The following is a 25,569-nucleotide window of genomic DNA, read 5'->3' as shown; positions in this document are numbered from 1 at the left end:
TTATAAGTCTTTGCGCAGGTTTTCCAGGATTTCGCCTACGGAGAGGTCGGCCCGGCAGATCACCTTGTCCGAAGCCCCGTAGTACAGGGCGATGCGGTCGCCATCGACCAGGTGGCCGTTGGTGAAGATGACATTCCCGAAGAAGCCTTCCAGTTCGTAGGGTTCCTCAGGCTCCATGACGGGCGTGCGGCTGCGCGCCAGCACCTTCGACGGGTCGGCGGCATCGAGCAGCATCGCACCCAGGCAATAGCGGTTCGAAGCGTCCGCGCCGTGGTAGATCGTCAGCCACCCTTCGCCCGTACGGATCGGGGCACACCCGGCACCTATGCGGGCGCTGTCCCACATCCCCTTGCGGGTACGGGCCACACACCTGTGGTTTCCCCAGTGGCGGAGGTCGGGGCTCTGAGCGATCCAGATATAATTCCCGCCGATCTCGGGGCTGCTCGGGCGGTGCAGCATATAATATAGGTCACCTACCTTCTCGTCGAAGAGCGTGCAGTCCTTATTGTGCGGGGGCAGCACCAGCCCGTAATCGGTGAAACGGCGCCAGTCCGACGTGCTGCGCATCCGCACCGCCACGCCATTGGCCGAGACGGCCGTATAAGTCAGGTAATACTGCGTCCCGATCTGCGTGACGCGGCAGTCTTCGATCCCGTACGCTTCGTAACGGTCGCTGCCCGTCAGCGGCGGATATCCCGCCTCCTCGCGGAAACGGATGCCGTCGGTACTGCTCACAAGCCGCAGGTGGGACATCGTCGTGAGGAAATCCTCGCCCTTGTAATTGATGACCCTCGGATCCGATAGGTCGAGTTCGGGGGAGGCGGCCGGGACACGCATCACCGTCACGCGGTTCTGCGCGTCGAGCAACGGGAAACTGACTTCCCCTTCGGCCTGTGCAGGGCGTTCGGCGACCCTGACCAGCATCCAGACCTTCCCGTCGTAACGGAATACGCCGGGATTCAGCAGGCATTCGATCTGCATCGAGGGTTGGCTCGGACACAAATCTTCGGGGCTCAGGATCGGGTTATGTGCGTAGCGCATGGTCAGTGTTTTTTTGTAATTCAAAAGTAGATTATATTACTCGCCGAATTGTATACAATACTACCAAAATGGTATAATCACAGGATACCCGCAAGAACCCGGGAATGTTCCATACGGACACATTAAATACTAATAATCAGCAACAAACAGTATGATTAAGGCATACCTCCCGCCCGAAAAATCCGTATACTCCCTTCCCCGGGCCGCTCCCGGCAGCCCCAAACCATCCCGCCCGCACATCCCCGTCCGACGGCCGGCCGCCATGCCCGTACCCGCCCCCGAAACCACCCCCTAAGCCGGGGGATTTCACGCGTTTCAAGACCTCCCGCCCCGGGCAGGGGACACTCCCGGGCACGAATATCGACCGGGAGTGATAAAATAATGCCCGACAATGCTAAATTTTCTCATAATTATTCTTAATTTTACCACATATTTTTAGAATGATGACTATTAAACCAAAACTTATTTAATCTAAGGAACACCTATGAACAAACTCTTTGCAAGTGTGCTGCTATGCGCCGCGTTATTGGGTTCCGGGATTCTCCGGGCTGATAACATCGTTATTTCCAACAGGAAAAGCTCTATCCTGATCACGGCCCCAAAGGGTGAATCGCCCCGGATACAGTACTTCGGCCCCCGGCTGGCGAATCCCGGCGACGTATTCGACAGCGGGAGCGCCTTCAACGACCCGGTATACCCCCAGTTCGGCGTCCAGTGCTCGCGTGAAACAGCCATTCAGGCAACCCACAACGACGGCAATATGTCGCTCGAACTGGTCGTGGAGTCGGTCACCAGGGAGAACCGCGACGGCGGCCAGGTCACGGCGATCGCGACCCGAGACAAATTCTACCCGTTCTATGTCACCATCTACTACAAGACCTATCCCGACTGCGAGGTGATCGAGACCTGGACGGAGATCCGCCACCTGGAAAAGAAACCCGTCACGCTCTACCGTTTCGCGTCGGCCTTCCTGCCCGTGCGCCGCGGCGACAACTGGCTCTCGCACTTCCACGGCCCCTGGGGCGCCGAGGCATACCTCTACGAGGAAGCGCTGACCGACGGCATGAGGGTCATCAAGGACAAGGACGGCGTACGCAATACGCAGAACAGCTGCCCGTCGTTCATGCTCACGCTCGACGGGCGCCCCGACGAACAGCACGGCATGGTCATCGGCGGCACGCTGGCATGGAGCGGCAACTACCGTATCGCCATCGACAACGACAATGCCCACACCACACGCATCTTCGCCGGCATCAACGAAGACCAGTCGCAATACATCCTCGAACCGAAAGAGGTCTTTACGACCCCCGTATTCGCCTTCACCTTCAGCGACGAGGGCAAGGGCGGCGTCAGCCGCAACTTCCACCGCTGGGCGCGGCTGCACCGGCTCAACCACGGCGGCGAGCAGCGCAGCATCCTGCTCAACAGCTGGGAAGGCGTCTCGATGAACGTCAACCAGGAGGTGATGGATCAGATGATGGCCGACTTCGCCGCCATGGGCGGGGAGATGTTCGTGATGGACGACGGCTGGTTCGGCGACAAATACCCGCGCAACAACGGCACGTCGAGCCTCGGCGACTGGGTGGTCTGCAAGGAGAAACTCCCCGAGGGCATCAAGGGGCTGACGGCCTCGGCCAGGGAGAAAGGGCTCAAGTTCGGCATCTGGATCGAACCCGAGATGACCAACTCGAAGAGCGAGCTTTTCGAGAAGCACCCCGAATGGGTGATCCAGCAGCCCCACCGCGAGATGCACAAGGGTCGCGGAGGCACCCAGCTCGTGCTCGACCTGTCGAACCCCGAAGTACAGGAATTCGTGTTCGGCGTCGTGGACAAGCTGATGACGGCGCACCCCGAAATCGCCTACATCAAGTGGGACGCCAACATGACGCTGTTCAACTACGGGTCGACCTACCTGCCCCGCGACAAACAGTCGCATCTCTACATCGCCTACCACCGCGGCCTGGAAAACATCCTCAAGCGCATCCACGCCAAATATCCCGGCCTGGTGATGCAGGCCTGCGCCAGCGGCGGCGGCCGTATCAACTACGGGCTGCTGCCTTACTACGACGAATTCTGGACGAGCGACAACACCGACGCCCTGCAACGCATCTTCATCCAGTGGGGCGTTTCGAACTTCTTCCCCGCCGTGGCGATGGCCTCGCACGTGAGCGTGGACACCAACTACCAGACCGGCCGCAAGACGCCCCTCAAACTGCGTTTCGACGTGGCGATGAGCGGACGCATGGGCATGGAGCTCCAGCCCGCACACATGACCGACGAGGACAAGGCCTTCGCCCGACGCGCCATCGCCGACTACAAGCTGATCCGCCCCGTCGTGCAGCAGGGCGACCTCTACCGCCTGATCTCGCCCTTCGACAAGACCGGGTACGCATCGCTGATGTACGTCTCGCCCGAAAAAGACCACGCGGCCTATTTCGTCTACAAGCTGGAACAGTACCACAACATGCCCCGGCCGGCGTTCCGGATGGCCGGGCTCGACCCGAAGAAGAGGTACCTCGTCAGGGAGCTCAGCCTCGACGGCAAGCCCATTCCCCAGGACGGCAAGACCTTCACCGGGGCGTTCCTGATGGAGACCGGCCTCGACTTCGAGGTGGGCGGCGAACATGCCAGCCACGTACTTGAACTCAAGGCGGCGGAGTAATCCCGCCAGCCCCGGCCGGGCCGGCATCGGCCCGGCCGGACAAAACACCCATGCTATGAAAAAACTATTCCCCCTGATCGCCGTACTGGCCACGCTGTGCGCAACCGCGGCGCAGCGCCCCCTGCAACTCATCCCGCAGCCCGTCCGGGCCGAACTCCGCGAAGGGCACTTCGCCGCACCGGGCTGTAAAGTCACCGCCGAAGGCTTCGCCTCCCGGCCCGAAGGGCTGATCCGGGTGGCCTCGGCACTGGCCGCCCCGCACGGAAAGCAGCCGGCCCGGAAAACGCGGAACACGCTCCTCCTGCAACTGGACTCCCGCGCGGGCATCCCCGCCGAAGGATACCGGCTCCGCGTCGCCGAACACGAGGCGGAACTCACGGCGGGCGACGAAAGCGGCATCTTCTACGGGCTCCAGACGCTCCTGCAAATGGCCGACGCCGACGGTAACATCCCCTGCGCCGAGATCGAGGACTACCCCCGCTACGGCTACCGAGGGCTTCACCTGGACGTCTGCCGCCACTTTTTCCCCGTGGAGTTCGTGAAGGGCTACCTCGACCGCATGGCCGCCGCGAAGCTCAACCGCTTCCACTGGCACCTGACCGACGACCAGGGCTGGCGCATCGAGATCAAACGCTACCCGCGCCTGACCCAGGTCGGGGCGTGGCGTTCGAAATCCCAGATCGGCAGCTACGAAGAGAAGCCCGCCACCTTCGAATTCGGAAGATACGGCGGCTTTTACACGCAGGACGAGATCCGCGAGGTCGTCGCCTATGCCGCCGAGCGGTACATCACGGTCATCCCCGAAATCGAAATGCCCGGGCACTCGCTCGCGGCCCTCACGGCCTATCCCTGGCTGGGATGCACGAACGGAGACGAATCCTACGAAATAGCGGGTTGGATCTGCGGCCCCGGCAACGTCCTCTGCCCGGGCAAGGAGAGCACCTTCGAATTCCTCGAAAACATGCTCGACGAGGTCGTCGCGCTCTTTCCCTCGAAGCTGATCCACATCGGCGGCGACGAGTGCCAGCACACCCGCTGGGAAGCCTGCCCCGACTGCCAGGCCCGGATCGCGGCCGAGGGGTTGCGCGACGAGACGCAGCTGCAATCCTACCTCACCCACCGCATCGACAGCTACCTCACGTCGAAAGGCCGGCAGCTGATCGGCTGGGACGAGATCATGGAGGGCGGGCTGTCGCCCGGGGCGGTCGTCATGAGCTGGCGGGGCACGCAGGGCGGCATCGCGGCGGCCAGAGAGCACCACCATGTGGTGATGACCCCCGGCCAGTACCTCTATTTCGACAAACGGGGGACGGATTCGCCCGACGAGCCCGTAAGCCTGAACCTCTCCCTGCCGCTGGAGAAGATATACGGCTACGACCCGGCCGAGGGGCTCTCCGAAGAGGAACAGCAATACCTGCTGGGCATACAGGCCAACCTGTGGACGGAATTCGTGGCGACCGGGAAGCGGGTCGAGTACCAGTTGCTGCCGCGCATCTACGCCCTCTCCGAGATCGCATGGTCGCCCGTGGCGCGCAAGTCGTGGGAGGAGTTCTCCCGGCAGCGCCTTCCGGCATACCTTGCGCGGCTCGACGCCGAAGGGGCAGCCTATCAGGTTCCGCAACCCCACGGCATCCGCGAAGAGACGCTCGAAGGGGGATGTTTCCGCTTCACGATCCGCCCGCCTTTCCCGGGCTGCCGGGTCTATTACACGCTCAACGGCGCCACGCCCTACGACTTCGACCGCGAAGTGCCGGACTATCTGGAGGTGGTCGTTCCCCCAGGGGAACAACGGGTGCTCAAATGCGTCGCCGTCACCCCCGCCGGACGCCGGAGCATGGTCGTCACCACCCGCCTGGGCAACCCCGGGGAGTAACCCGGCGAACCGCAGGTCACGGATACTGCCAAAAAAGTACATAATCCTGCCACGCGCCCTGTTTTCCGATGCAAAATTTCGGGCATTGCTGCGAAATTTCTACCTTAGCAATGCAAACCGATACCCATGAAGCACTTGATTCTTATGTTGTCGGCCCTCGTGGCCGTATCCGCAGGCCACGCACAGGTGGCCGTACACGAAAAAAGCCCGGAAACCAAATACGCCTTCACCCTCGCCTCGCCCCGCCAGACGGCCGCGATCCTCTACGATGCATCCGACGCCGCGGTGGTGAAACGCGCGGCGGAGCTCTTCGCCGCCGACGTGGAGACCGTAACGGGCCGACGCCCGCAGGTGACCTCCGCGACCGGAGAAACAGGCCCGGCGGTAATCGTCGGGACGGTCGGAGGCAGCGCCCTCATCCGCAGGCTCTCCGAAGCGGGGAAGATCGACACCGCCCCGCTCGAAGGCGCCTGGGAGCGTTACCTGATCCAGACCGTCGCCAATCCCCTGCCGGGCATCCGCAAAGCCCTCGTCATCGCGGGCAGCGACCGCCGCGGCGCGGCCTACGGGCTCTTCACGCTCTCGGAGCTGATCGGCGTATCCCCCTGGTACTGGTGGGCCGACGTTCCGGTGAAAAAACATGCGGCGCTCCATGTCGACGCCCCGCCGACCTACTCCCAGACGCCGTCGGTGCGCTACCGCGGCATCTTCCTCAACGACGAGGACTGGGGTCTGACGCCCTGGGCCTCGCAGACCTTCGAGCCCGAGCGCGGCAACATCGGCCCCAGAACCTACGCCAAGGTCTGCGAACTGCTGCTGCGCCTCAAGGCCAACTACCTCGCCCCGGCCATGCACCCCGTTTCCACCTCGTTCAACCAAATCCCCGAAAACAAGCTCGTGGCCGACACGTTCGCCATCGTGATGGGATCGACCCACTGCGAACCGCTGCTGCTGAACACCGCCAGCGAATGGGATACCCAGACGATGGGGCCCTGGAACTACGACAAGAACAAGGAGGGTATCAACCGCGTGCTCACGCAGCGCGTGCGCGAGAACAGCCCCTACGAGAACGTCTATACGCTGGCGCTGCGCGGCCTGCACGACGGCGCCATGTCGACCACGCTGCCCATGCACGAAAAGGTGCGGATGCTCCAGCAGGCGCTGCTCGACCAGCGGCGAATCCTCGCCGAGAACATCGACCGACCGGTCGAGACCGTCCCGCAGGCGTTCACACCCTACAAGGAGGTGCTGGAGATCTATTCCAACGGGCTGGAACTGCCCGACGACATCACGATCGTCTGGCCGGACGACAACTACGGCTACATGAAACGTCTGAGCGGCGTGCGCGAGCAGCGGCGCACGGGGCGCTCCGGGGTCTACTACCATGTCTCCTACCTGGGCGTACCGCACAGCTACCTCTGGTTCAGCACGACGCCCCCGTCGCTGATGTACGAAGAGCTGCGCAAGGCCTATGACACCACGGCCGACCGGCTGTGGCTCTTGAACTGCGGCGACCTGAAAGGCTCGGAGATGCAGGTTTCGCTCTTCCTCGACATGGCCTGGGACATCGGCCGCTTCACGGCCGACAACGTCGTGACCTACCCGGCACGCTGGCTGGCCGGCATCTTCGGCGAAGCGTACTACGACCGCCTCGAAGCGATGACCCGCGAACACCTGCGGCTGGCCTTCCCCCGCAAGCCCGAATACATGGGCTGGGGCTACCACTGGAACCGCTTCGACCACAACTGCGAGCAGCTTACCGACACCGATTTCTCGTTCACCAACTACGACGAGGCACAGCGGCGGCTGGAGGCCTACCGGCAGCTCGGCGCCCGGGCCGAAGCCCTGTTGCACGAGATCGGCGACGAAGCCCGCCCGGCTTTCTACCAGCTGGTCTACTACCCCCTGCGCGGCGCCGAACTGATGAACCGCATGACGCTCGGCGGCCAGCGCAACCGCTGGTACGCACGCCAGGGCCGCGCGGCGACCAATGCCGTGCGCGACGAGGTGCAGCGCTGCTACGACAGCCTGCAGGTCATCACCCGGGGCTACAACTCGCTGCTCGGCGGCAAATGGAACCACATGATGTCCATGCGCCAGAACTACGACGGCGTGAGCTCCTATTTCAACCTGCCGCACCTGGCAACGCACGATGCCGCAGGCGCTCCCCGGCTGGCATTGCAGGTCGCAGGCGAGGACGTCACGGGCGCCCGGGCCTTCCACGCCCTGCCTGCGTTCGACAACTACCTGCGCCGCACCTACCCCGTCGAGATATACAACCGGGGCGGCGGCACGCTCGCCTGGACGGCGCATGCCTCCGAACCCTGGGTCGTCCTGAGCAAATCCGCCGGAAAAACTGCCGACGAAGAGCGCATCACGGTGGGCATCGACTGGGAGAAAGCCCCCTCGGGGAACGCGGTGCCGGCCCAGATCGTCTTCCGCGCGGGTGAACAGTCCGAGAAGGTGCTCGTATCGCTCTTCAACCCCACCGCCCCGTCGCGGGCCGAGCTCCGCGGCATCTACGTCGAGAACAACGGCTGCGTCTCGATCCCCGCCGCAGGCTGCCACCGCGTCCGTGAAAACGACCGAATCAAAATAACGGTCGTCGAAGACCTCGGCATCGAAGGCCCCGCGCTGCAGCTGGGCGACCCGACCGCCCCGCTCCAGATCTTCCGCAGCCGCGACGTCCCGTGCGCCGAATACGACTTCTACGCCTTCGATGCCGGTTCGGTCGATGTCTACATCTACGTGCTGCCGACCTTCCCGCTCCACGCCGACCGCGATTTCCGCATCGGCGAGAACACGAACACCGACACCAAGTACAGCGTCCAGATCGACGACGGGGCGTTGGCCACCCCCTCCTCGTCGCACGTCGAATACGCGCAGGTGTGGTTCGAAAGCGTGCTGCGCAACTGCGCCGTCAACAAATCGACGCTCCACATCGACAAGCCGGGACGCCACACGCTGCGCATCCGCGTCGGCGACCCGGGCATCGTCCTGCAAAAGATCGTCCTCGACTTCGGGGGCATGAAACGCTCTTACCTCGGCCCGCAATCGACCCTAATCGAATAACTTATGAAATACGTAACTCTCCTTTTCGCATGCCTTGCGGCATACTGCGCCGCGGCGCAAAATACGGCCTCGGCAGCCGGCAGGAGCGGCAACCCCGTCTTTCCGGGCTGGTACGCCGACCCCGAAGGGGTGGTCTTCGGCGACACCTACTGGATCTACCCGACCTACTCGGCCGACTACGACGAGCAGACCTTCATGGACGCCTTCTCGTCGAAAGACCTCGTACACTGGCAGAAGCACCCCCGGATCGTCTCCAACGACGAAGTGAAGTGGGTGAAACGCGCCATGTGGGCGCCCGCGGCCGTCCATGCCAACGGCAAATACTACCTTTTCTTCGCCGGTAACGACATCCACGAGGGTGAAACCGGCGGCATCGGCGTAGCCGTGGCCGACTCCCCGGCCGGGCCGTTCCGCGATGCGCTGGGCAAGCCGCTCATCGACAGCATCGTCAACGGGGCCCAGCCCATCGACCAGTTCGTCTTCCGCGACGACGACGGCAGCTACTACATGTACTACGGCGGCTGGGGGCACTGCAACATGGTACGCCTGTCGCCGGATCTGCTGCGTATCGTGCCCTTCGACGACGGCACCCTCTACAAGGAGGTCACCCCCGCGAATTACACCGAGGGGCCGTTCATGCTCAGGCACCGCGGAAAATATTACTTCATGTGGTCGGAAGGGGGCTGGACGGGCCCCGATTACTGCGTCGCCTACGCCATCGCCGACTCGCCCTTCGGGCCGTTCGAACGCATCGGCAAGATCCTCGAACAAGACCCGGCGATCGCCCGCGGCGCCGGGCACCACTCCGTCATACAGGTTCCGGGGCGGGACGAATGGTACATCGTCTACCACCGCCGCCCGCTGGACGAAACGGCAGCCAGCAGCCGTGAAACCTGCATCGACCGCATGTATTTCGATGCCGAGGGGCACATCGTTCCGGTCAGGATGACCCGCGAGGGCGTCGAAGCCCGCCCGATTCCCGCTGCCGGCAAGGCGCGGTAAACCTGTCCCGCAACCGGGAACCGTCCACGACCAAAATCCCCATTCGGCAGCATTGCCGAACGGGGATTTTGGTGCCTGCCGGCACTTATGGCGAACGGATGCGGCGTCATTCGCCCAGCCGCTCGGAGAGCCAGCGCACGAGCGAGTTCCGGAACTCGTCCTTGTATTTAAAGGTCTCGTTCCAGCCCCAGCCGTGCCCGCCCGTCGGATAAATATGGATCTCGCCCGGCACCGAGGCGGCTTTGAGCGCATTGTAGAACAACGTGCCGTTGACCGGGGGCACCCCGTCGTCATCGTCGCTGAAGGCGATGAACGTCGGCGGTGTCCCGCTGGTCACGCGCAGTTCGTTGCTGAACGCCGCAACCAGCCCTTCGGCCGGCGCTTCGCCCAGCAGGTTCCTCCGTGACCCGGCATGCGTAAAACGTTCGTCCATCGTAATGACCGGGTAGACCAGGATGGCGAAATCGGGACGGTTCGCATCGCAGGTGAAGTGCGTCGCAGCCGTCGAGGCCAGGTGTCCCCCGGCCGAAAAGCCGATGACGCCGACCCGCGCAGGGTCTACGCCCCACCCGGCCGCATTCGCACGCACCAGCTCGATCGCCTGCTGCACGTCCCGGCGGGGCAGGTCGTAGTTGCCGTGGGGCATGGTGTATTTCAGCACGACGGCGGCAAACCCGCGCGCCGCGAACCACTCCGCCACCTGATAGCCCTCATGGCCGATAGCCAGGCCGCCGTAGGCACCGCCCGGGCAGACCACCACGGCCGGCGCCGGCTTCTTCCCTTCAGGGCGGTACAACGTGACATAGGGGGCGTTGTCGCGGTCGAATCCGGCACCGAGCCGCTCCGGGGCATACTTCCCGGCCTCGGGCCATAACCTGAACTCCTCCTTCTGCTGTGCAGGGACAGCTGCGGCGAACAGCAGCGCCCACGCCGCCAAAATCAGTTTCCTTGTCATATCCATCGGTTGTTAACAGTAATACGATTTTTTCCGGGGTCAGCGCACGACCCGCACCCCATCGGGTGCCGACACGCTCGTCGAGACCTTCCCGTCGGCACCGCGCTCGTGGCGCACCCGGATAACGCCCCACGGGGTCGGGAACGTCCCCTCGGCCCACTTCAGGTGTCCCAGGTGGGGGCGCACCGCCACGGACTTGCAGCCCGGTTCGAGCGGCACGATGCCCAGCACGTGCCGCGAAAGCCAGGGAGTGGGGCCCGATGCCCAGCCGTGGCAAAGGCTGTGGCGCAACCCCTTGTAGCAATAGGCGCCCGACTCGGCATGGATGTCGAATTTCCCGGCCGGAACCGGCTCGTCGATACGCGCCGCACCGGCCGCATGCGCGTAATTGAGGTCTTCCCAGAAAGTCGTGGCCCCCAGGTCGAGCATCGCACCCCAATAATCGGAGATGATCTGCAAAGCCTCGTCGTAAAGGCCGCCTTCGGCCAGCGCCTCGAGCATGTAATATCCGTAGAAGGTCGAGAAACCTTCCGCCCCGCCCCGGGCGATCACCGTCCGGCACACCTTGCCGGGGCCGGCCAGCCCGGCCAGCACGAGCATCGCCGCCGCCTGCTTGTTCCGCAGGTGGTCGGGCACGTGCCGCCGCAACCGCCGCAGCGCCCCATGGCACTCCGACTGCATCTGCCTGTCGCCGAGCCAGCCACCGATTTCGGCGCCGGCCTCCATGGCCATCACCATCAGGGCCTGATACCCGGCATGGATCACGTCGGGCATCTGGGACGTGGGCCAGTCCAGCAGGCGCTGGCCGCCCTGCAGGTTCTCGCGGTCGCCGTCCATCTGCGACGCCAGCACCTGCAGCAGGGCGCGCATATATTCCTGCTGTTCACGGAGATAGTTCAAATCGCCCTCGTACATATACAGGTCGCGGTGGATGATGACCCACCACATCGAGTAGGCCGCGATCCAGTTCATCCACCCGGGCAGCGGCGTATTGTCGCGCACGTGGTCGAGGCTCCGGCGCACGACCTCATTGCCGCCGAACACGCTCTGGACGGTCATCACCTCGGGGTGCATGTCCCCGAGCCATACCAGACGGTCGCGTTTCACCCCGTCCCAGAGGTACTCCTGCATATTGAGATGGACGGTATAGGCCCCCGTCTCCCAGATGCGGTTCAGCCGTTCATCATCGCAGCGGAACGACCCCAGATAAGGGACGTCGCGGTAACGGAGGATCGCCCGCACGGCTTTCAGATTGAGCTCCGCATCGGGCTCCACCAGGTCGATCCGCACGAAGCGGAACCCCGAGTTCCCGGCCTCGACATTGCCCAGCCACGGCACGCCGAGCGTAAAATCGCGCAGCGAATGCTCGTTCGTGGCGCTGGCCATCGGGGCGTCGCCGCCGACGTCGCTCATCGCCTCGCTCACCGATTCGCCCAGGCGGATCCGCACCTTCAGCGCCCGCTGGTCGGCGCGTATCGCCGCCGAGAGCGCGATCCCGCCGCACAACTCCTTGCCGAAATCGAGCAGCACGGAAGCCGAGCGCCCGTCGCGGGTCGAGAGGCGGCAGACATCGGGTGTCCCGGTCGTCAGCTGCCCGTCGAAATTCCGGAGCAGCGCTTCGGGGTTTTCCACCCCCGCCGTCAGCTCGCCGGGCAGTGCGACCAGCCGCAGCGGGGTCACGTACCTGCGTGAAATCACATCCGCGGCGCTCCGGCCTTCCAGCCCCTTCTCCAGTATGTTCTCCTGCCCGTACACGGCCGCCGCAAAGGCCAGCAGCAGGGCAAGCAATGCTATCTGTCTCATCGTGCAATCACCCGTTCGATTACCACCGGGTTGAACAGCCCCGAAGGCTGTAACTGCGAATCGGGACGCCACGGATTGTTCAGCGTCCATGTCCCGCGCTGATCCTCGGGGAGCCTGCTGTCGCCGACCAGGCGGTTCACCCACGTATTGACCACGTCGATGACGAGGGTATTCTTCCCTTTGCGCACGAAGTCCGTGACGTCGACCCTGTACGGCGCCGTCCACACGCCCCCGGCGTACTTGCCGTTGACATAGACCTTGGCCATCACGCCGACCTGGCCCGTGTTCACGTACAGCCGGCCGGATTTCTCCTTCCCCCTGAGGTCGAACGTCGTCTCATAGCGGACACTGCCCGAGAAATAGCGCACCGACTCGTCGTCGGAGAGCCGCAGGTCTTTCAGTTCGTCCGCCACGACAGGCTCCGCCGGGCCCCGGCGCCCCTCCTGGAAGGTCAGTGTCCACGGCCCGTCCAGCGTCTTGACCCGCACCGGGGTCGGGAAATTCGCCGTCCCGTCCCTGTGCGCAGCGCCCGCCCCATCCGCGCGCAGTACGACGAACAGGCTTTGGTTGGGCTCCAACACCATCGGCAGCGTCGTCCTGCGACCGTCATCCTCGAACTCCGGCAGCGGACGGATCGCCCCCGTCACGGCATCCCATGCCTCGGGCACAGAGCCGGTCACACGCAGCGTGCAGGGGAAAGCGATGCGCGCGTCCGACTGGTTGGTCAGGAAATAAATCTGCTCGTCGCCCGCATCGCGGTGCCCGAAGAGCACGGGGACATCGGCCCCGACCTCGCAGTCGGGCAGGCACTGCACATAGGCCAGCGCCTCCTCCATGGTCATGCCGTCCAGCACGGCGCCCTTGCCGTAGCGGGCGGCCTTCACGGCCTTGCCGTCGACCCCGCCCCAGAGCTCCGCAGCCATGCGGCGCACCCGGACGTCGGCATCGGGATAGCCTTCGAGGCTCGGCGAACGCTGCGGCGCAGGCCCCAGCAGCACGCCGCCCTCACGGACGAGCACCTGCAGCTTCGCAAGCAGTTCGGGGCGCATCGTCTTGAGCTTCGGCAACACCAGTATCCGGTATTGCGTCCCGTGCGGAAGCGTCCACAGGCCGTCCTTCACGGTGGCGCGTTCCAGCAGCACCTCGCCGTTGATATAATCGTACTGGTATCCCCGGGGCAGCGCCGGGTCGGTGACGCCCGTCATTTTCGGGGCGTCCTCGCCGATGAAATAGGCCACGTCGGCGACGTTGAGCCCCTGCTGCAACATGTAATTGACACGCTTGAGGTAATCCGTGAAGAGGTCGATATGCGAGAACCACGTGTTGTTGCGGTTGAATTCCGTTCCGAACCAGGCATTCATGCCGGGCAGTTCGTCGCCCGGCTGCGAAATGTAGACATGCAGCAGCGTGTTGTTGATCCCCTCGGAGAAGAACCTGTCGCCGCGCGGCTTCACCATCGCCGGATAACGCCCGAAATCGTTCCCGGCCGAGGTGTACGACTCGGCCGACACCTTCCGCTTGCCGTAGATGTGGGCGCACGACGAGGCGGCACGGTTCTCGATGTCGCCCAGCGACCCTTCGCCCCAGAATTCGCCCCCGACCTCGTCCGACTGGCCGCCGTACTGCAGGAACTCGCCGGGATAACCCCAGTGGCCGTAGTTCTCCAGCCACAACGTCAGCCCGTATTTGTGCGCGATTTCGCGCAGCCCCCCGATATGCGCATAGGCCAGCTTGTCGGCCGCCAGGCGCCGCATGTCCCACAGGAACCGGTCGGAGATATCCTGGCTGCCGACCACCACGCCGTCGTAAACGGGCAGGAACGGCAGGGCGTCGTAGCCGTAACGCTCCCTGAAGTCGGTCAGGAAGGTATCCGTAAAGTTCTGCCCGCCCTTCTCGTAGCTGTCGGCCACCACCACGCGGAACGTTCTGCGGTCTTCGGCCGGGATGCGGCGGAGTATCTCACCGATAAAGGCGTCGAAATGGTGCTGCAGGTAGGCCGGGGTCATCTTGTCCACTTCGAGCCCGGTGCCTTCGGGCGCCGCGGGCGAATTCTGGATGCCGGTCGGACGCATCCCGGTACGCATGACGACCCACTCCCCGGCAGGGGCTTCCCACACCAGGCGGTCACCGTCGAGACATTCCGTTATGTCGACCACCTCCGCGGGGTCGACCGCCAGCGACTCCGCGTCCAGCACGGGCTGGTCGCGCCACTGGTACTCCTCCCAGTAGGGCAGCGGCGACTGGAACATCTTGGCAAAGGTCTTCTCCGCATAACGCTCCACACGGGGCAGCGACGAGAGAAGCACCTCCCCCAAACCCGTATCCTTCCCCGCGCCGCGGACTATGAGCCGGAACTCGCGCCCCGTGGTCTTCGCCACGCTGACCGAAACCGGGGCGTAAGGGTCGAAACCGACCTCGATATTGGGATTCGAGCGGTCGATCCCGAACGATGCGACCGTCCGGTAGCCGTCCGCCCCCTTCACCTGCAATTCGGCCTCAGCACGTATCGGACGGCGGGCGGGCCACACCGTGATGTTGCGCAGATCCAGGTCGGCGTCCGTCACCAAGTCGATGACGGCTTCGGGGCTGCCGTCGAAGAGGAGCTCCGTCGCCGGATCGCCGTCTATGAGGCATTGCGCCCCGGCAGCCGTGCCGGCCACCGTCACACGCGTATCAGCCGCCGTCAGCGCCGCACGCCCCACGGCGGGAGCGGGATAGGCGACCACCCGCACGTCCTGGAAATCGGCCGACGGGCGCGGCAGCTCCACCTCGACCTTTCCGCCGCCCCGGACATGCGCCTTGACCGAAGCCAGGTAACGCATGGCCTGCCCGGGTTCGATCCACGGCCCTCCGGCCTGGCTCCAGCCGGGGCTGTTGAACATGCCGATCTCGATGCCCAGCTCCGAGGCGCGTTTGAGCGCCGCATGGGTCACTTCCCACCATTCGTCCGTAAAAAGTTTCACGGGGGCATAGGGCGTCGCCAGCTCCCCGAGGCCGATATTGCCGATGAAGGCACGGTTGATCCCCGCCCGTTTCATCGCTTCGAGGTCTTTCACCACGCCCTCCTTCGAGACATTGCCCGAAAGCCAGTACCAGTAAACCGAGGTCTGGACAGAGTCGGGCGGCGCCACGAACCCCGCGGCCAGGGCGGCATGGGAGCCGCCCTTCGGGGCGGCCTGCCCCGCCAGCGGAGCGAGGGCCAGCGGCAGCATCAGAATCAGTTTCGATAGTTTGTTCATCGCAGGAATATTTCAGGTTATGGGTAAAAATCGTCCTGTGCAGGCAGCCGTCCCGCACGGGAATGCGGCCCGCGGCAGCAGCCGTCCGCCCCGAGGCGGAAGGGTCATTTGGCCACCCTGAGCGTCAGCGTATGGCTTCCGGCACCCAGCTGATGCACCTTTCCGCCGTCCACGTTGGCCGGCAGATAGAGCGTGGCGGTACTGTTGGCCGGGATTCGGACGCGGTAGGTCACCGTATTGCCCCGGCGCGTCCATGCCGACACGATCCGCCCGCAGGGGGCGTCGTGCGAAGCCTCGAATGCATCGACCCCGACGAAATTCGGGCGCAGCAAGATGTGTTTGAAGCCCGGCGCTTCGGGGTCGGGTTTGATGCCGCCCAGCCCCTTGAAGAACCACCCGCCGATCTCGCCGAACATCATGTGGTTGTCCGAGATGTCGCGCGTGGCTTCGAGGTTCCAGTTTTCGAGCAGCGTGGTGGCGCCGTTCACGATCCACCATCCCCACGAAGGATAGGTGTCCTGCACCGCGACCTTGTAGGCCGTTTCGGCATGGCCGTTCTCGCTCAGCGCATTGAGGATGGCCTTGGCGCCCAGCACCCCGACGTCGAGGTGGAACCCGGCTTCGGCGACCTTGCGGGCGAGGTTGCCGGCGACCTTGGCGACCATCTCCTCGGGCACGACGCCCCACATCAGCGGAACGCTCAGCTCGGTCTGCGTGCCGCTGGCATAGATGCCCGCCGCACGGTCGAGGTATTTGTCGTTGATGGCCCCGCGGATTTCGCCGGCCAGAGCCTCGTAGTGCTTCCGGTCGGCCTCCCGGCCGAACAGGGCGGCGGCACGGGCGAGGATCGTGGCATCGACGTAGAAATAGACCGACGAGGTCAGCTCCAGCGACGACTGCGAGCGGACGGGCACCCAGTCGCCGCGTCCCCACGAGGAGAGGTGCCCCGGGCTGCGGCGGTCGACGTAATCGACATAGCGTTTGATATTCTCGTAGCAATCCTCCAGCGGCTTCGTGTCCCCGTAGAAGAGGTAGAGGTTCCACGGGATGATGGCGATGGTGCTCGTCCAGTCCAACCCGTTGGCCGTGCCGTAGCCCCAGCCGCCGGTGGGGATGATGTCGGGCAGCACGCCGTTGGGCTGCTGTTCGTCGCGGTGGTCGGCGAGCCACTTCTCGTAGACCGTAATGCCGTCGTAGTTGTACAGCGCCGTTTCGATGGCCAGGTGGCCGTCGCCCGTCCAGCCGTTCTTCTCGCGCTGGGGGCAGTCGGTCGGGTAACCCATCAGGTTCGAGAGGTAGGCCTTGTTGGTGGCGTCCCAAAGTTTGTCCACCAGGTCGTTCGACGTCTCGATATGCCCCACGGGGGTCACGTCGCTGTGCATGGCATAGGCCGTCAGGTTCTCCGCAGACAGCTCCACCGGCCGGTCGGCAACCACCTCGACATAGCGGAAGCCCTTGTAGTTGAACCGGGGCATGAACTCGTCGTCGCGGCCGCTCAGGGTCACCACGTCGGTCTGGAACAGGTCGTCCTTGTCCGTCGGGCGGAAATAGACGTCGATGTTCGACAGGTCGGCATGGCCGTCTTCGCGCAGGCGTTCGGCATGGATGAGCCGCAGCTGCGTCCCGGCTTCGCCCCTCAGGCGAAGCTTCGTCACACCGGCCATGTTCTGGCCGAAATCATAGAGGTAGCTCCGTTCGTCGAGCTTGCGCACGCTGCGCGGCCTGTATTGGGTGACGTTGCGGATCGGCACCGTCTGCTGTGCCGTAACCCTCTGCGACGGCGCGCCGCGGTACATCACCCCGTCCCAGGCCGAGTCGTCGAACCCGGGGGCGCTCCAGCCCGGCTGCTCGAGCCGCGCATCGTAATGCTCCGAAGTATAGATGCTGTTGAACACCAGCGGCCCGCCCGAGGTGCGCCAGTCGAGGTCGGACTTCACGACCTCGTGCGTCCCGTCCGCATACTCGATACGCAGGTCGAAGCAGAACGCCGGGCGGTTGCGCCACGGCGCCCGCTCGAAGTTCCACACGGCGCCCGACTGGTGGTTGTACCAGCCGTTGCCCAACAGGATGCCCACGGCATTGGCCCCGTCCTGCAACTGCCGCGTCACGTCGTAGGTGACGTAGAGGTTCCGGCGGTCGAAGCGCGTATACATCGGGTCGAGGCGGTGGTCACCGACCTTCTGCCCGTTGATATGGAGTTCGTACAACCCGGCCGCCGCGACATAGGCGCGGGCCGATTTCACGCGTTTGCCCACGGAGAACTCCTTGCGGAAATAGGGCGCTGGCTTATGGTTTATGTCGTGGTGGTCGCTGATCCAGCATCCCTGCCAGTTCCCGGCCCCCATCATGCCGGTCTCGAACGCCGCGACCCCGGACGAGGAGCGTGCGTAGTCCTTGTCCCACACCGTCACGGCCCAGTAATACCGGGTGAACGGGTCGAGTTTCGGCCCGGCGTAACGGACGAGCATCCCGTCCGAATCCGTGCGCCCCGAATCCCACACGTCGCCGCATCCGGCGGCCACGGCGGCGGAATCCCGCCCCACGACGACCCTGTAAGCCCGCTGGAGCGCCCCGGAACGGCTGTCGTCCAGACGCCAGCCCAGTCGCGGCGCCGGGGCGTCGATGCCCAGCGGCGTCTCCAGATGTTCGCACCGCAGCCCCACGGGCGTACACGGTGCCGCGGCCTGCGCACCGATCGCGGCAGCCGCAAAACAAAGCGTTAAGAGTATCTTTTTCATAAAACGGTAAAATTATCGTTTCCGTCCTCCGGCGGCAACGGCACCCGCCGCGTTCCGGGGTACAAGTACGGACAGCTCCGGCGCCCGAGGCCGCAGGGATACCCCGTCCGCAGGCTTTCGGCATACGGGGATGCCCGTCTGCCGCTCCCGACGGGGATTGCCGTCCCCGCCCGCCGGCATCTTTGGGTCAGAGGTTAAAGGCCCGTTTCAATTCGTCCATCTGCTCCTGCGTCGTCCCAGCGGGCTCGAAGCCCATCGAACGGGCCGTGAGGTAGATCTGCGCCGATTTCGAGAGCACGTCGACCTGGTCGAACGCCTCGAAGATGTCGGGCCCTACGGCACATACGCCGTGTTTCTCCCACATCACCACGTCGTACTCGCGCAGCTGCGCGATGGTGGCCTCGGCCAGTTCGACCGACGAGGGCATCTTATAGGGAACGATCCCCAGCCCCTTGGGGCAGAAGGCCCGCGTCTCGGGGATCATGCTCCACAGAAGGTTCGTCAACACGTCCTTTTCGAGGAACGGCGCGTGGTGCGTCATGGCGATCAGGTCGATGGGATGGGTATGCAGCGCCGCCTTGTAGCCGTTGCCCGAGGCGATCATCTGGTTGTGCATCGCCAGATGCGAAGCCAGCTCCGAGGTGGGTTTCACCGCCTTGTCGGCGATGATCTCGTACGACGCACAGTCGTCGAGAATGCGGATTACCGAGCCGTTCTCCATCGGGCGGCGCGCCAGGTCGCGCATACGTTTGTTGGTACCCTTGCAGAAGAAATAGCACCCCTTGAGGCGGGGCAGCGTGGTGCCGATTTCAAAGCGGCCGCTAATCGGAGCCATCGCGCGGATCACGTCGTCGACGTGCTCCGTGATGTTTACCGTGATGTTGCCGCCATTGCGCTCGGCCCACCCCTTCTGCCAGACGTAACCGGCCACTTCGGCCACTTTGTCCACCTCGGCGGCCAGCGCCGGGCGGTTTTCGAGTATGGATTTCATCGTCAGAACAAATTAGGAAATACGAGTGAGAAAATCAGGATCGCCAGGCCGCAGACCAATACGCCCACGGTCTTTCGCGACGCCCCGCGCCACTCCCGGAGGATAATGCCCCACACGTTCGAGAAGGTGACGTTGAGCGCCATGAGGATGCACCAGGCGAATGCCGCCACGACCGACCCGGGCTCGAAGAAGGTCTGCCCGATGCCGAAGCCGAAGAACTGCGAGTACCACAGCGCCCCGGCCAACGCGCAGAACAACAGGTTGTTGACATAGAGCGTCCCCTTGCCGTAGTCGCCGAACGTGCGGTTGCGCGCATTCTGCCACAGGCAGTAGGCGGCATTGGTCACGAAGCCCCCGAGCGTCACCATCAGCGTGGCGGGCAGCGTGCGGAACAGGGCGCTGCCGCCCTCGACCTGCAACGGCCTCCCGGCCTCCAGCCCGAGGTTGAAGCAGGCGCTCATCACGCCCGCCAGCAACGCCACGGCCAGCCCCTTCGTAAGGGCGAAGTCCTTGACGGCGGCGCGTTTCTCCTCGTCGGTCATGTTCTGTGAGCGCAGCGACCCGGCGTAGCCGATCACGGCGATGCCCGCCAGCGTAATCGAGACGCCCAACAGCAGTACGAGCCCTTTGCCCGCAAAGAGGTTTTCACCCGCGAAGATGGCGGGGAAGAGGGTGCCGAACCCGGCGCAGGTGCCCAGGGCGATCGACTGCCCGAGCGCCACTCCGAGGTAGCGCATCGACAGCCCGAACGTCAGGCCGCCCACACCCCACAGCACGCCGTAGCCGGCGGCCTTGAAGGCGGCGGAGGGGTCGGTCGAGAGGATTTCCCCGAGCGAGCTGCCCGCGGGAACCGCCAGCAGTGCCCCCAGCAGCGGGAACACCAGCCAGGCGAAGATGCCCTGTACCAGCCAGAAGCTCTCCCACGACCACTCCTTCACCTTTTTGATGGGTACATAGGAGCTCGACTGGCAGAAGCTGCCGATGGCGATGATCAGAAGTCCGAGAAGCGTATTCATGGCCTTTGTTTTAGAATGCGGTACGGTATAGTTTTTCGATATCCCCGACCGAGGTCGGACGTGGGTTGCCGCCCGTGCAGACGTCGTTGAACGCCGCCACGGCCAGCGCGGGGATGTCCTCCTCCCTCACGCCGATCTCGTGCAGGTGCTGCGGGATACCGATGCTGAGCGACAGGTCGCGCACGGCCCTGACAGCCGCGGCGACGCCCTCGTCGACGCTCATGCCCGCGGTATCGACGCCCATCGCCCGCGCGATGTCGAGGTATTTGGCGCGCGAGGGCGACTCGGCGTTGTATTCCATCACATAGGGCAGCAGCAGTGCGTTCGCCACGCCGTGCGGCGTGTCGTAGAACGCCCCCAGGGGGTGCGCCATCGAGTGCACGATGCCCAGCCCGACGTTCGAGAAACCCATGCCCGCGATGTACTGCGCCTCGGCCATGCCGTTGCGGGCGACGGGGTCGCTGCCGTCCTCGACGACATTCCGCAAGTGCGCGGCGACCAGCTCGATGGCCTTCAGCTCGAACATGTCGCTCATCGTCCACGCCCCGGGCGTGATATACCCTTCGATGGCGTGCGTCAGGGCGTCCATGCCCGTGGCGGCCGTCAGCCCCCGGGGCATCGACATCATCAGCTCGCAGTCGATCACCGCGCACATCGGGATGTCGTTGGGATCGACGCAGACCATCTTCTTGCGGTTCTCCTCGTCGGTGATGACATAGTTGATCGTCACCTCGGCCGCCGTTCCCGCGGTCGTCGGCACGGCGAAGGTCGGCACGGCGCGGTGCTTGGTGTCGGCCACGCCCTCCAACGAGCGCACGTCGGCGAACCCGGGGTTGTTGACGATGATGCCCACGGCCTTGGCCGTGTCGATCGACGAGCCGCCGCCCAGCGCCACCATGCAGTCGGCGCCCGAAGCCTTGAACGCCTCGACGCCCTGCTGCACGTTGCGGATCGTGGGGTTAGCCTTGATCTGGCTGTAAATCTCATAGGGAATGTCCGCCCCGCGGAGCACCTCCTCGATCTTCGCGGCCACGCCGAACCGGATGAGGTCTTTGTCCGTTACGAGCAGCACCTTTTTAAAGCCCCGCTTGCGGATCTCGTCGGCGATCACCGAGCGGCACCCTGCGCCGTAGTACGACGTCTCGTTCAGTACGATGCGGTACATGGCCTTAGCGTTTGGAGGTTACTTCCCTTTCGTACTGCTGGATCCCGGCGATGAACTCCTCGCCCACGGGCACGTCGTTGCGCAGGCAGAACATGTCCCATACGGCGTTCCAGGGCAGCGACTTCGACTCTTCGAGCAGCGCCAGGCGCTCGAAGCCCTGTCCGGCAGCCTCGTACCGGCGAAGCTGCGCAAGCGGTTCGAGCAACGCCTGCATCAGGCACTTCTGCGTGGCGCGCGAACCGATGACATAGGCGCCGATGCGGTTGATCGAGGCATCGAAATAATCCAGCCCGATATGTACGCGGTCGAGCGCATCGCAGCGTACGATCTCCTTGCACAGCTCCAGCGTATCGTCGTTCATGATCGTCACGTGGTCGGAATCCCAGCGCACCGGGCGCGACACGTGCAGCATCACCTCGGGGATGAACAGCAGCAGCGACGAAATCTTGTCGGCCACGATCTCCGTGGGGTGGAAATGCCCCGTATCGAGGGTCACGATCTTGCCGCGGCTGGCTCCGTAGCCGATGTAGAAGTCGTTGCTCCCGACGGTATAGCTCTCCAGCCCGATGCCGAACACCTTCGACTCGATGCAGTCCTTCATGTGGTCGTATTCGGTCTCGAAGATGCGGTCGAGCGAGTCGCGCAGCAGCTCGCGGTAGAGCATGCGGTTCACCGTAAGGTCTTTCGAGCCGTCGTGCACCCAGAGGTTCATGATCGAGGGGTCGCCCTGCGCCTTGCCCATCTCTTCGGCAATGGCGCGGCAGCGCTTGGTGTGTTCCACCCAGAAGTCCCGGATTCCGGGGTCGGGGTTGGCCAGCGAGAGATCGCCGCTCTTGGGGTGCGAGAACGACGTCGAGTTGAAGTCGAGCTTCATGCCGTGCTCTTTCGCCCACTCGATCCAGCCCTGGAAATGCCGGGGCTCCACCTGGTCGCGGTCGACCGTCTCGCCGCCGAACTCGCCGTAGATCTCGTGCAGGTTCAGGCGGTGCGTACCGGGGATGAACGACTTGGCCTTAAGGATGTCGGCACGCAGCTCCCCGATGTTGCGGGCTTTGCCCGGGTAGTTGCCCGTGGCCTGGATGCCGCCCGTAAGGTCGCCGCCCCGGTTTTCGAAGCCCGTCACGTCGTCCGCCTGCCAGCAGTGGAGCGAGAGCGAGATGTTCTGAAGCGCCGCGAGCGCCTGTTCGGTGTCTACGCCGATCCCCGCATAGCGTTCCCGCGCGATGGCGTATGCCTTTTCGATAAGTTCCGTTTTCATAAGAATGACAGTTTTATTTTTTCGGTTGATATGTTTTCGTTTCGATCGAGCGGCCGATGTAGCGCCGCATTTCGGCGAGCGAAGAGACCACGCCCGCGGCACGCGCCTGCACCATGATGTTGCCCAGCGCCGTGGCTTCGGCAGGGCCCGCCACGACGGGGATGCCGACAGCGTCGGCCGTCATCCGGTTCAGCAGGTCGTTCTGTGCGCCGCCGCCGATGACGTGCAGGCATTCGATTTCGAACGGCGCCAGCCGCCGCAGTTTCCCGAGCACCTCGGCGTATTTCGCCGCCAGCGAGTCGAATATCAGCCGCATCAGCGCCGCATCGTCCGCCGGCGAGGGGACGCCGTGCGCCGCGCACCACGCGCGGATCGCCTGCGGCATGTCGGTCGGCGCGGCGAACTCCGCGGCATCGGGGTCGATGACCCCCGGCGACGGGGCGGCGCCCTCGGTCATGCGCACGATCTCTTCATAGCTATACTCCCTGCCCTGGCGGCTCCACACCGCGCGGCACTGTTCGAGCAGCCACATGCCGGTGATGTTCTTCAGAAAACGCACCGTGCCGTCCACGCCGCCCTCGTTGGTGAAGTTCATCGCATAGGACTCCTCCGTAATGATCGGCTCCGGCACCTCGATGCCCATCAGCGACCACGTCCCCGACGAGAGGTAGGCGAAGCGGCTGTTCCGGGCAGGCACGGCCGCCACGGCCGAAGCCGTATCGTGCCCCGCGACGGCCACCACGGGCACCGCCCCCAGCCCGGTCTGCCGGGCTACGGCGTCGCAAAGCACCCCGATCCTCCGGCCGGGCATCACCACCCGCGGGAAAAGCGCGGGATCGACGCCCGCCTCGCGCAGCAGTGCGCCGTCGATCTCCCGCGTGCGGGGCTCCATGAACTGCGACGTCGAGAGGATCGTATACTCGCATACCTTCTCGCCGGTGAGCAGGTACGACAGCGCGTCAGGCATGAAAAGCACCGACGCGGCATTTTCCAGCGCCGACATCCCCTCCCCGCGTGCGGCACGGAGCTGGAAGAGCGAATTGAAATTCATGATCTGGATACCCGTGCGGCGGTACACTTCTTGCCGGGGTATTTTCCGAAAGAACTCCTCGGGAACCCCGTTGGTATAGGGATCGCGGTAAGCCCTCGGAAGCCCGGCCAGCGTACCGTCGGCCGCCACGCAGGCCATGTCGACGCCCCACGTGTCGATACCGATCGAATCGACCCGAAGCCTTCGCTGCCCGGCCAGCGTCAGGCCGTGCAGGATTTCCTCATAGAGGGAGTAGATGTTCCAATAATATTTGCCGCCGATCGAAAGCAGGCGGTTCGGGAAGCGGTGCAGAACTTCGAGGGCGATGCCGTCGCCGCAGAGCGTGGCGAGAATGACACGGCCGCTCGTGGCACCGAGATCGACACCGACGAAATAACGGTTCATCACGGAAAGTTTTAGGTTACTGATGCAAAACTATACAATCTTTTCCCTACCTTTGTTGATGGTTTTGACAAACTATATATAGATTTGACACTATGGACGACCGGCCGCTGAGCATCCTTCACTACCTGCCAGTCTCCCCGCGCGACGAGCAGTGGGGCATCGTCTGCACCACGGCCGGGCACCAGCACGTCCCGCCCGGGACGCCCTACCCCGTCTCGGAACATCCCGAGCACTACCTGTTTTACAAAGGCAGCGGCCGCACGCTCGACGAATACCAGCTGGTCTACATCACCGCCGGGCGGGGGCGCTTCGAATCGGCATCCTGCCCCTCGCAGACGGTCGAGGCGGGCACCATGCTCCTGCTCTTCCCCAACGAATGGCACTCCTACTCGCCCGACCCCGGCACCGGATGGACGGAGTGGTGGGTCGGCTTCCGCGGCGCCAATATCGACCGCCTGGAACAGCAGGGGTTCCTCTGCCGCCGGCGCCCCCTGCTGCGGATCGGGTGCAGCGGCGGCATCGAGCGGTGCTACCGCGAGATCATCGGCACGGTCGAGGAGGAGCGCGTGGGATTCCAGCCGCTTATTTCGAGCATCGTGCTCCACATCCTGGGGTCGGTGCTCTTCAAGCACAGCAACCTGCTCTACTCCGACAACCCCGTCGTCGAGAAGATCAACCGCGCGAAAGCCATCATGCGCACAGACTTCGGCCGCAACCGCTCGCCCGAACAGATCGCCCGCGAAGTGGGCATGGGCTACACGTGGTTCCGCCGCGTCTTCCGCGAATACGTGGGGATGGCGCCGGCGCAATACCAGCACACGATGCGGCTCAACAAGGCCCGGGAACTGCTCGCGACGACAGCCCACAGCATCTCGGAAATAGCCTATGCGCTCGGCTTCGAAAGCGTGAGCGCCTTCTCGCTCTTTTTCCGCCTCCGCGAACGGCTCAGCCCCAGTCAGTACCGCGCCCGCTTCCGGGGCGGGAAGGGGCAGTGACCCGCCGGAACAGACCACGGCCGTGACGCACCGCGGGTTGCCCACGGCAGCGATGCACGGGGGCTACAACCCGCCGCCGACCAAAGCATTGACCCGCGGGCGCAAATAGGGGTTGATGTTATGTATTAAAATGAAATCACGGCATATCACTTACAATCTGCAAGCATAACACACCAAAAAACTGCGCATCCTTTACTTTACTTCCCGTTTCAGCCTAATCGCCCCCGATAAAATCCCCTTTGAGAACTCTTTACGGGGTTTCGCGTATTTCCTCCGTACACCACCGATTGCCGGAAAATTGTTATCTCCTCAGGTTTTCGGGGA

The 25,569-nt window shown here is 64.2% G+C and carries 15 protein-coding genes; 5 read left to right on the top strand and 10 right to left on the bottom strand.

Going from position 1 to position 25,569, the window contains the following annotated elements:
* The gene (locus tag B3C38_RS09230) at window positions 1–1,041 is read right to left on the bottom strand and encodes a glycoside hydrolase family 130 protein (protein WP_117507547.1); all 1,041 of its coding nucleotides are present in this window, start codon (window positions 1,039–1,041) and stop codon (window positions 1–3) included.
* A 484-nt stretch (window positions 1,042–1,525) separates the two neighbouring features.
* Here B3C38_RS09230 and B3C38_RS09225 point away from each other — a divergent pair, with 484 nt between their 5' ends.
* The 4 genes from B3C38_RS09225 to B3C38_RS09210 all read left to right on the top strand — a co-directional run bounded on the left by B3C38_RS09225 (window position 1,526) and on the right by B3C38_RS09210 (window position 9,650).
* Entirely contained in the window at window positions 1,526–3,703 is a 2,178-nt protein-coding gene (locus B3C38_RS09225) for an alpha-galactosidase (RefSeq protein ID WP_286726809.1), read from the top strand.
* Window positions 3,704–3,758: 55 nt separating this feature from the next.
* Window positions 3,759–5,576, top strand: a complete 1,818-nt coding sequence (locus B3C38_RS09220) for a beta-N-acetylhexosaminidase (protein ID WP_286726807.1) — start codon at window positions 3,759–3,761, stop codon at window positions 5,574–5,576.
* 126 nt (window positions 5,577–5,702) lie between these two features.
* Entirely contained in the window at window positions 5,703–8,648 is a 2,946-nt protein-coding gene (locus B3C38_RS09215; RefSeq protein WP_286726805.1) for a glycosyl hydrolase 115 family protein, read from the top strand.
* 3 nt (window positions 8,649–8,651) lie between these two features.
* A complete protein-coding gene (locus B3C38_RS09210) occupies window positions 8,652–9,650 on the top strand; it encodes a glycoside hydrolase family 43 protein (RefSeq protein ID WP_237957159.1) in 999 nt (332 codons plus the stop codon).
* 106 nt (window positions 9,651–9,756) lie between these two features.
* Here B3C38_RS09210 and B3C38_RS09205 read toward each other — a convergent pair whose 3' ends face one another.
* The 9 genes from B3C38_RS09205 to B3C38_RS09165 form a co-directional block, all read right to left on the bottom strand.
* Window positions 9,757–10,605: an alpha/beta hydrolase gene (locus tag B3C38_RS09205; RefSeq protein ID WP_276637085.1), complete on the bottom strand. Its 849-nt coding sequence runs from the start codon at window positions 10,603–10,605 to the stop codon at window positions 9,757–9,759.
* A gap of 39 nt (window positions 10,606–10,644) precedes the next feature.
* The gene (locus B3C38_RS09200) at window positions 10,645–12,408 is read right to left on the bottom strand and encodes an alpha-L-rhamnosidase C-terminal domain-containing protein (protein WP_286726803.1); all 1,764 of its coding nucleotides are present in this window, start codon (window positions 12,406–12,408) and stop codon (window positions 10,645–10,647) included.
* Window positions 12,405–15,647, bottom strand: a complete 3,243-nt coding sequence (locus B3C38_RS09195; RefSeq protein ID WP_286726801.1) for a glycosyl hydrolase — start codon at window positions 15,645–15,647, stop codon at window positions 12,405–12,407. Before B3C38_RS09195 ends, B3C38_RS09200 begins: the two co-directional genes overlap by 4 nt.
* Before the next feature lie 104 nt (window positions 15,648–15,751).
* The gene (locus B3C38_RS09190; protein ID WP_286726800.1) at window positions 15,752–18,385 is read right to left on the bottom strand and encodes a glycoside hydrolase family 78 protein; all 2,634 of its coding nucleotides are present in this window, start codon (window positions 18,383–18,385) and stop codon (window positions 15,752–15,754) included.
* 187 nt (window positions 18,386–18,572) lie between these two features.
* Window positions 18,573–19,376 (bottom strand): rhamnulose-1-phosphate aldolase, encoded by an 804-nt coding sequence (gene rhaD / locus B3C38_RS09185; protein WP_286726798.1) that lies wholly within the window; start codon window positions 19,374–19,376, stop codon window positions 18,573–18,575.
* Between the two features lie 2 nt (window positions 19,377–19,378).
* Window positions 19,379–20,392: an L-rhamnose/proton symporter RhaT gene (rhaT, locus tag B3C38_RS09180; RefSeq protein WP_286726797.1), complete on the bottom strand. Its 1,014-nt coding sequence runs from the start codon at window positions 20,390–20,392 to the stop codon at window positions 19,379–19,381.
* Between the two features lie 10 nt (window positions 20,393–20,402).
* Window positions 20,403–21,557, bottom strand: a complete 1,155-nt coding sequence (gene fucO / locus B3C38_RS09175) for a lactaldehyde reductase (protein ID WP_286726795.1) — start codon at window positions 21,555–21,557, stop codon at window positions 20,403–20,405.
* Between the two features lie 4 nt (window positions 21,558–21,561).
* On the bottom strand, window positions 21,562–22,815 hold the full coding sequence (locus B3C38_RS09170; protein WP_022332056.1) for an L-rhamnose isomerase: 1,254 nt from the start codon (window positions 22,813–22,815) through the stop codon (window positions 21,562–21,564).
* Between the two features lie 13 nt (window positions 22,816–22,828).
* On the bottom strand, window positions 22,829–24,250 hold the full coding sequence (locus B3C38_RS09165; RefSeq protein WP_217728794.1) for a rhamnulokinase: 1,422 nt from the start codon (window positions 24,248–24,250) through the stop codon (window positions 22,829–22,831).
* 92 nt (window positions 24,251–24,342) lie between these two features.
* On the opposite strand from B3C38_RS09165, the gene B3C38_RS09160 reads away from it, so the two are divergent.
* A complete protein-coding gene (locus B3C38_RS09160) occupies window positions 24,343–25,245 on the top strand; it encodes an AraC family transcriptional regulator (RefSeq protein WP_018695729.1) in 903 nt (300 codons plus the stop codon).
* Window positions 25,246–25,569 lie beyond the last annotated feature (324 nt).

It is taken from the genome of Alistipes sp. UBA1686 (assembly GCF_002320215.1).
GTDB lineage: Bacteria > Bacteroidota > Bacteroidia > Bacteroidales > Rikenellaceae > Alistipes > Alistipes onderdonkii.
This window is presented reverse-complemented; position numbering and strand designations above follow the sequence as displayed.

What these genes read in the sequence shown, in the direction of transcription:
- B3C38_RS09230 (WP_117507547.1), bottom strand. Translation starts at nt 1,041, where the DNA reads ATGCGCTACGCACATAACCCGATCCTGAGCCCCGAAGATTTGTGTCCG.
- B3C38_RS09225 (WP_286726809.1), top strand. Translation starts at nt 1,526, where the DNA reads ATGAACAAACTCTTTGCAAGTGTGCTGCTATGCGCCGCGTTATTGGGT.
- B3C38_RS09220 (WP_286726807.1), top strand. Translation starts at nt 3,759, where the DNA reads ATGAAAAAACTATTCCCCCTGATCGCCGTACTGGCCACGCTGTGCGCA.
- B3C38_RS09215 (WP_286726805.1), top strand. Translation starts at nt 5,703, where the DNA reads ATGAAGCACTTGATTCTTATGTTGTCGGCCCTCGTGGCCGTATCCGCA.
- B3C38_RS09210 (WP_237957159.1), top strand. Translation starts at nt 8,652, where the DNA reads ATGAAATACGTAACTCTCCTTTTCGCATGCCTTGCGGCATACTGCGCC.
- B3C38_RS09205 (WP_276637085.1), bottom strand. Translation starts at nt 10,605, where the DNA reads ATGACAAGGAAACTGATTTTGGCGGCGTGGGCGCTGCTGTTCGCCGCA.
- B3C38_RS09200 (WP_286726803.1), bottom strand. Translation starts at nt 12,408, where the DNA reads ATGAGACAGATAGCATTGCTTGCCCTGCTGCTGGCCTTTGCGGCGGCC.
- B3C38_RS09195 (WP_286726801.1), bottom strand. Translation starts at nt 15,647, where the DNA reads ATGAACAAACTATCGAAACTGATTCTGATGCTGCCGCTGGCCCTCGCT.
- B3C38_RS09190 (WP_286726800.1), bottom strand. Translation starts at nt 18,385, where the DNA reads ATGAAAAAGATACTCTTAACGCTTTGTTTTGCGGCTGCCGCGATCGGT.
- rhaD (WP_286726798.1), bottom strand. Translation starts at nt 19,376, where the DNA reads ATGAAATCCATACTCGAAAACCGCCCGGCGCTGGCCGCCGAGGTGGAC.
- rhaT (WP_286726797.1), bottom strand. Translation starts at nt 20,392, where the DNA reads ATGAATACGCTTCTCGGACTTCTGATCATCGCCATCGGCAGCTTCTGC.
- fucO (WP_286726795.1), bottom strand. Translation starts at nt 21,557, where the DNA reads ATGTACCGCATCGTACTGAACGAGACGTCGTACTACGGCGCAGGGTGC.
- B3C38_RS09170 (WP_022332056.1), bottom strand. Translation starts at nt 22,815, where the DNA reads ATGAAAACGGAACTTATCGAAAAGGCATACGCCATCGCGCGGGAACGC.
- B3C38_RS09165 (WP_217728794.1), bottom strand. Translation starts at nt 24,250, where the DNA reads ATGAACCGTTATTTCGTCGGTGTCGATCTCGGTGCCACGAGCGGCCGT.
- B3C38_RS09160 (WP_018695729.1), top strand. Translation starts at nt 24,343, where the DNA reads ATGGACGACCGGCCGCTGAGCATCCTTCACTACCTGCCAGTCTCCCCG.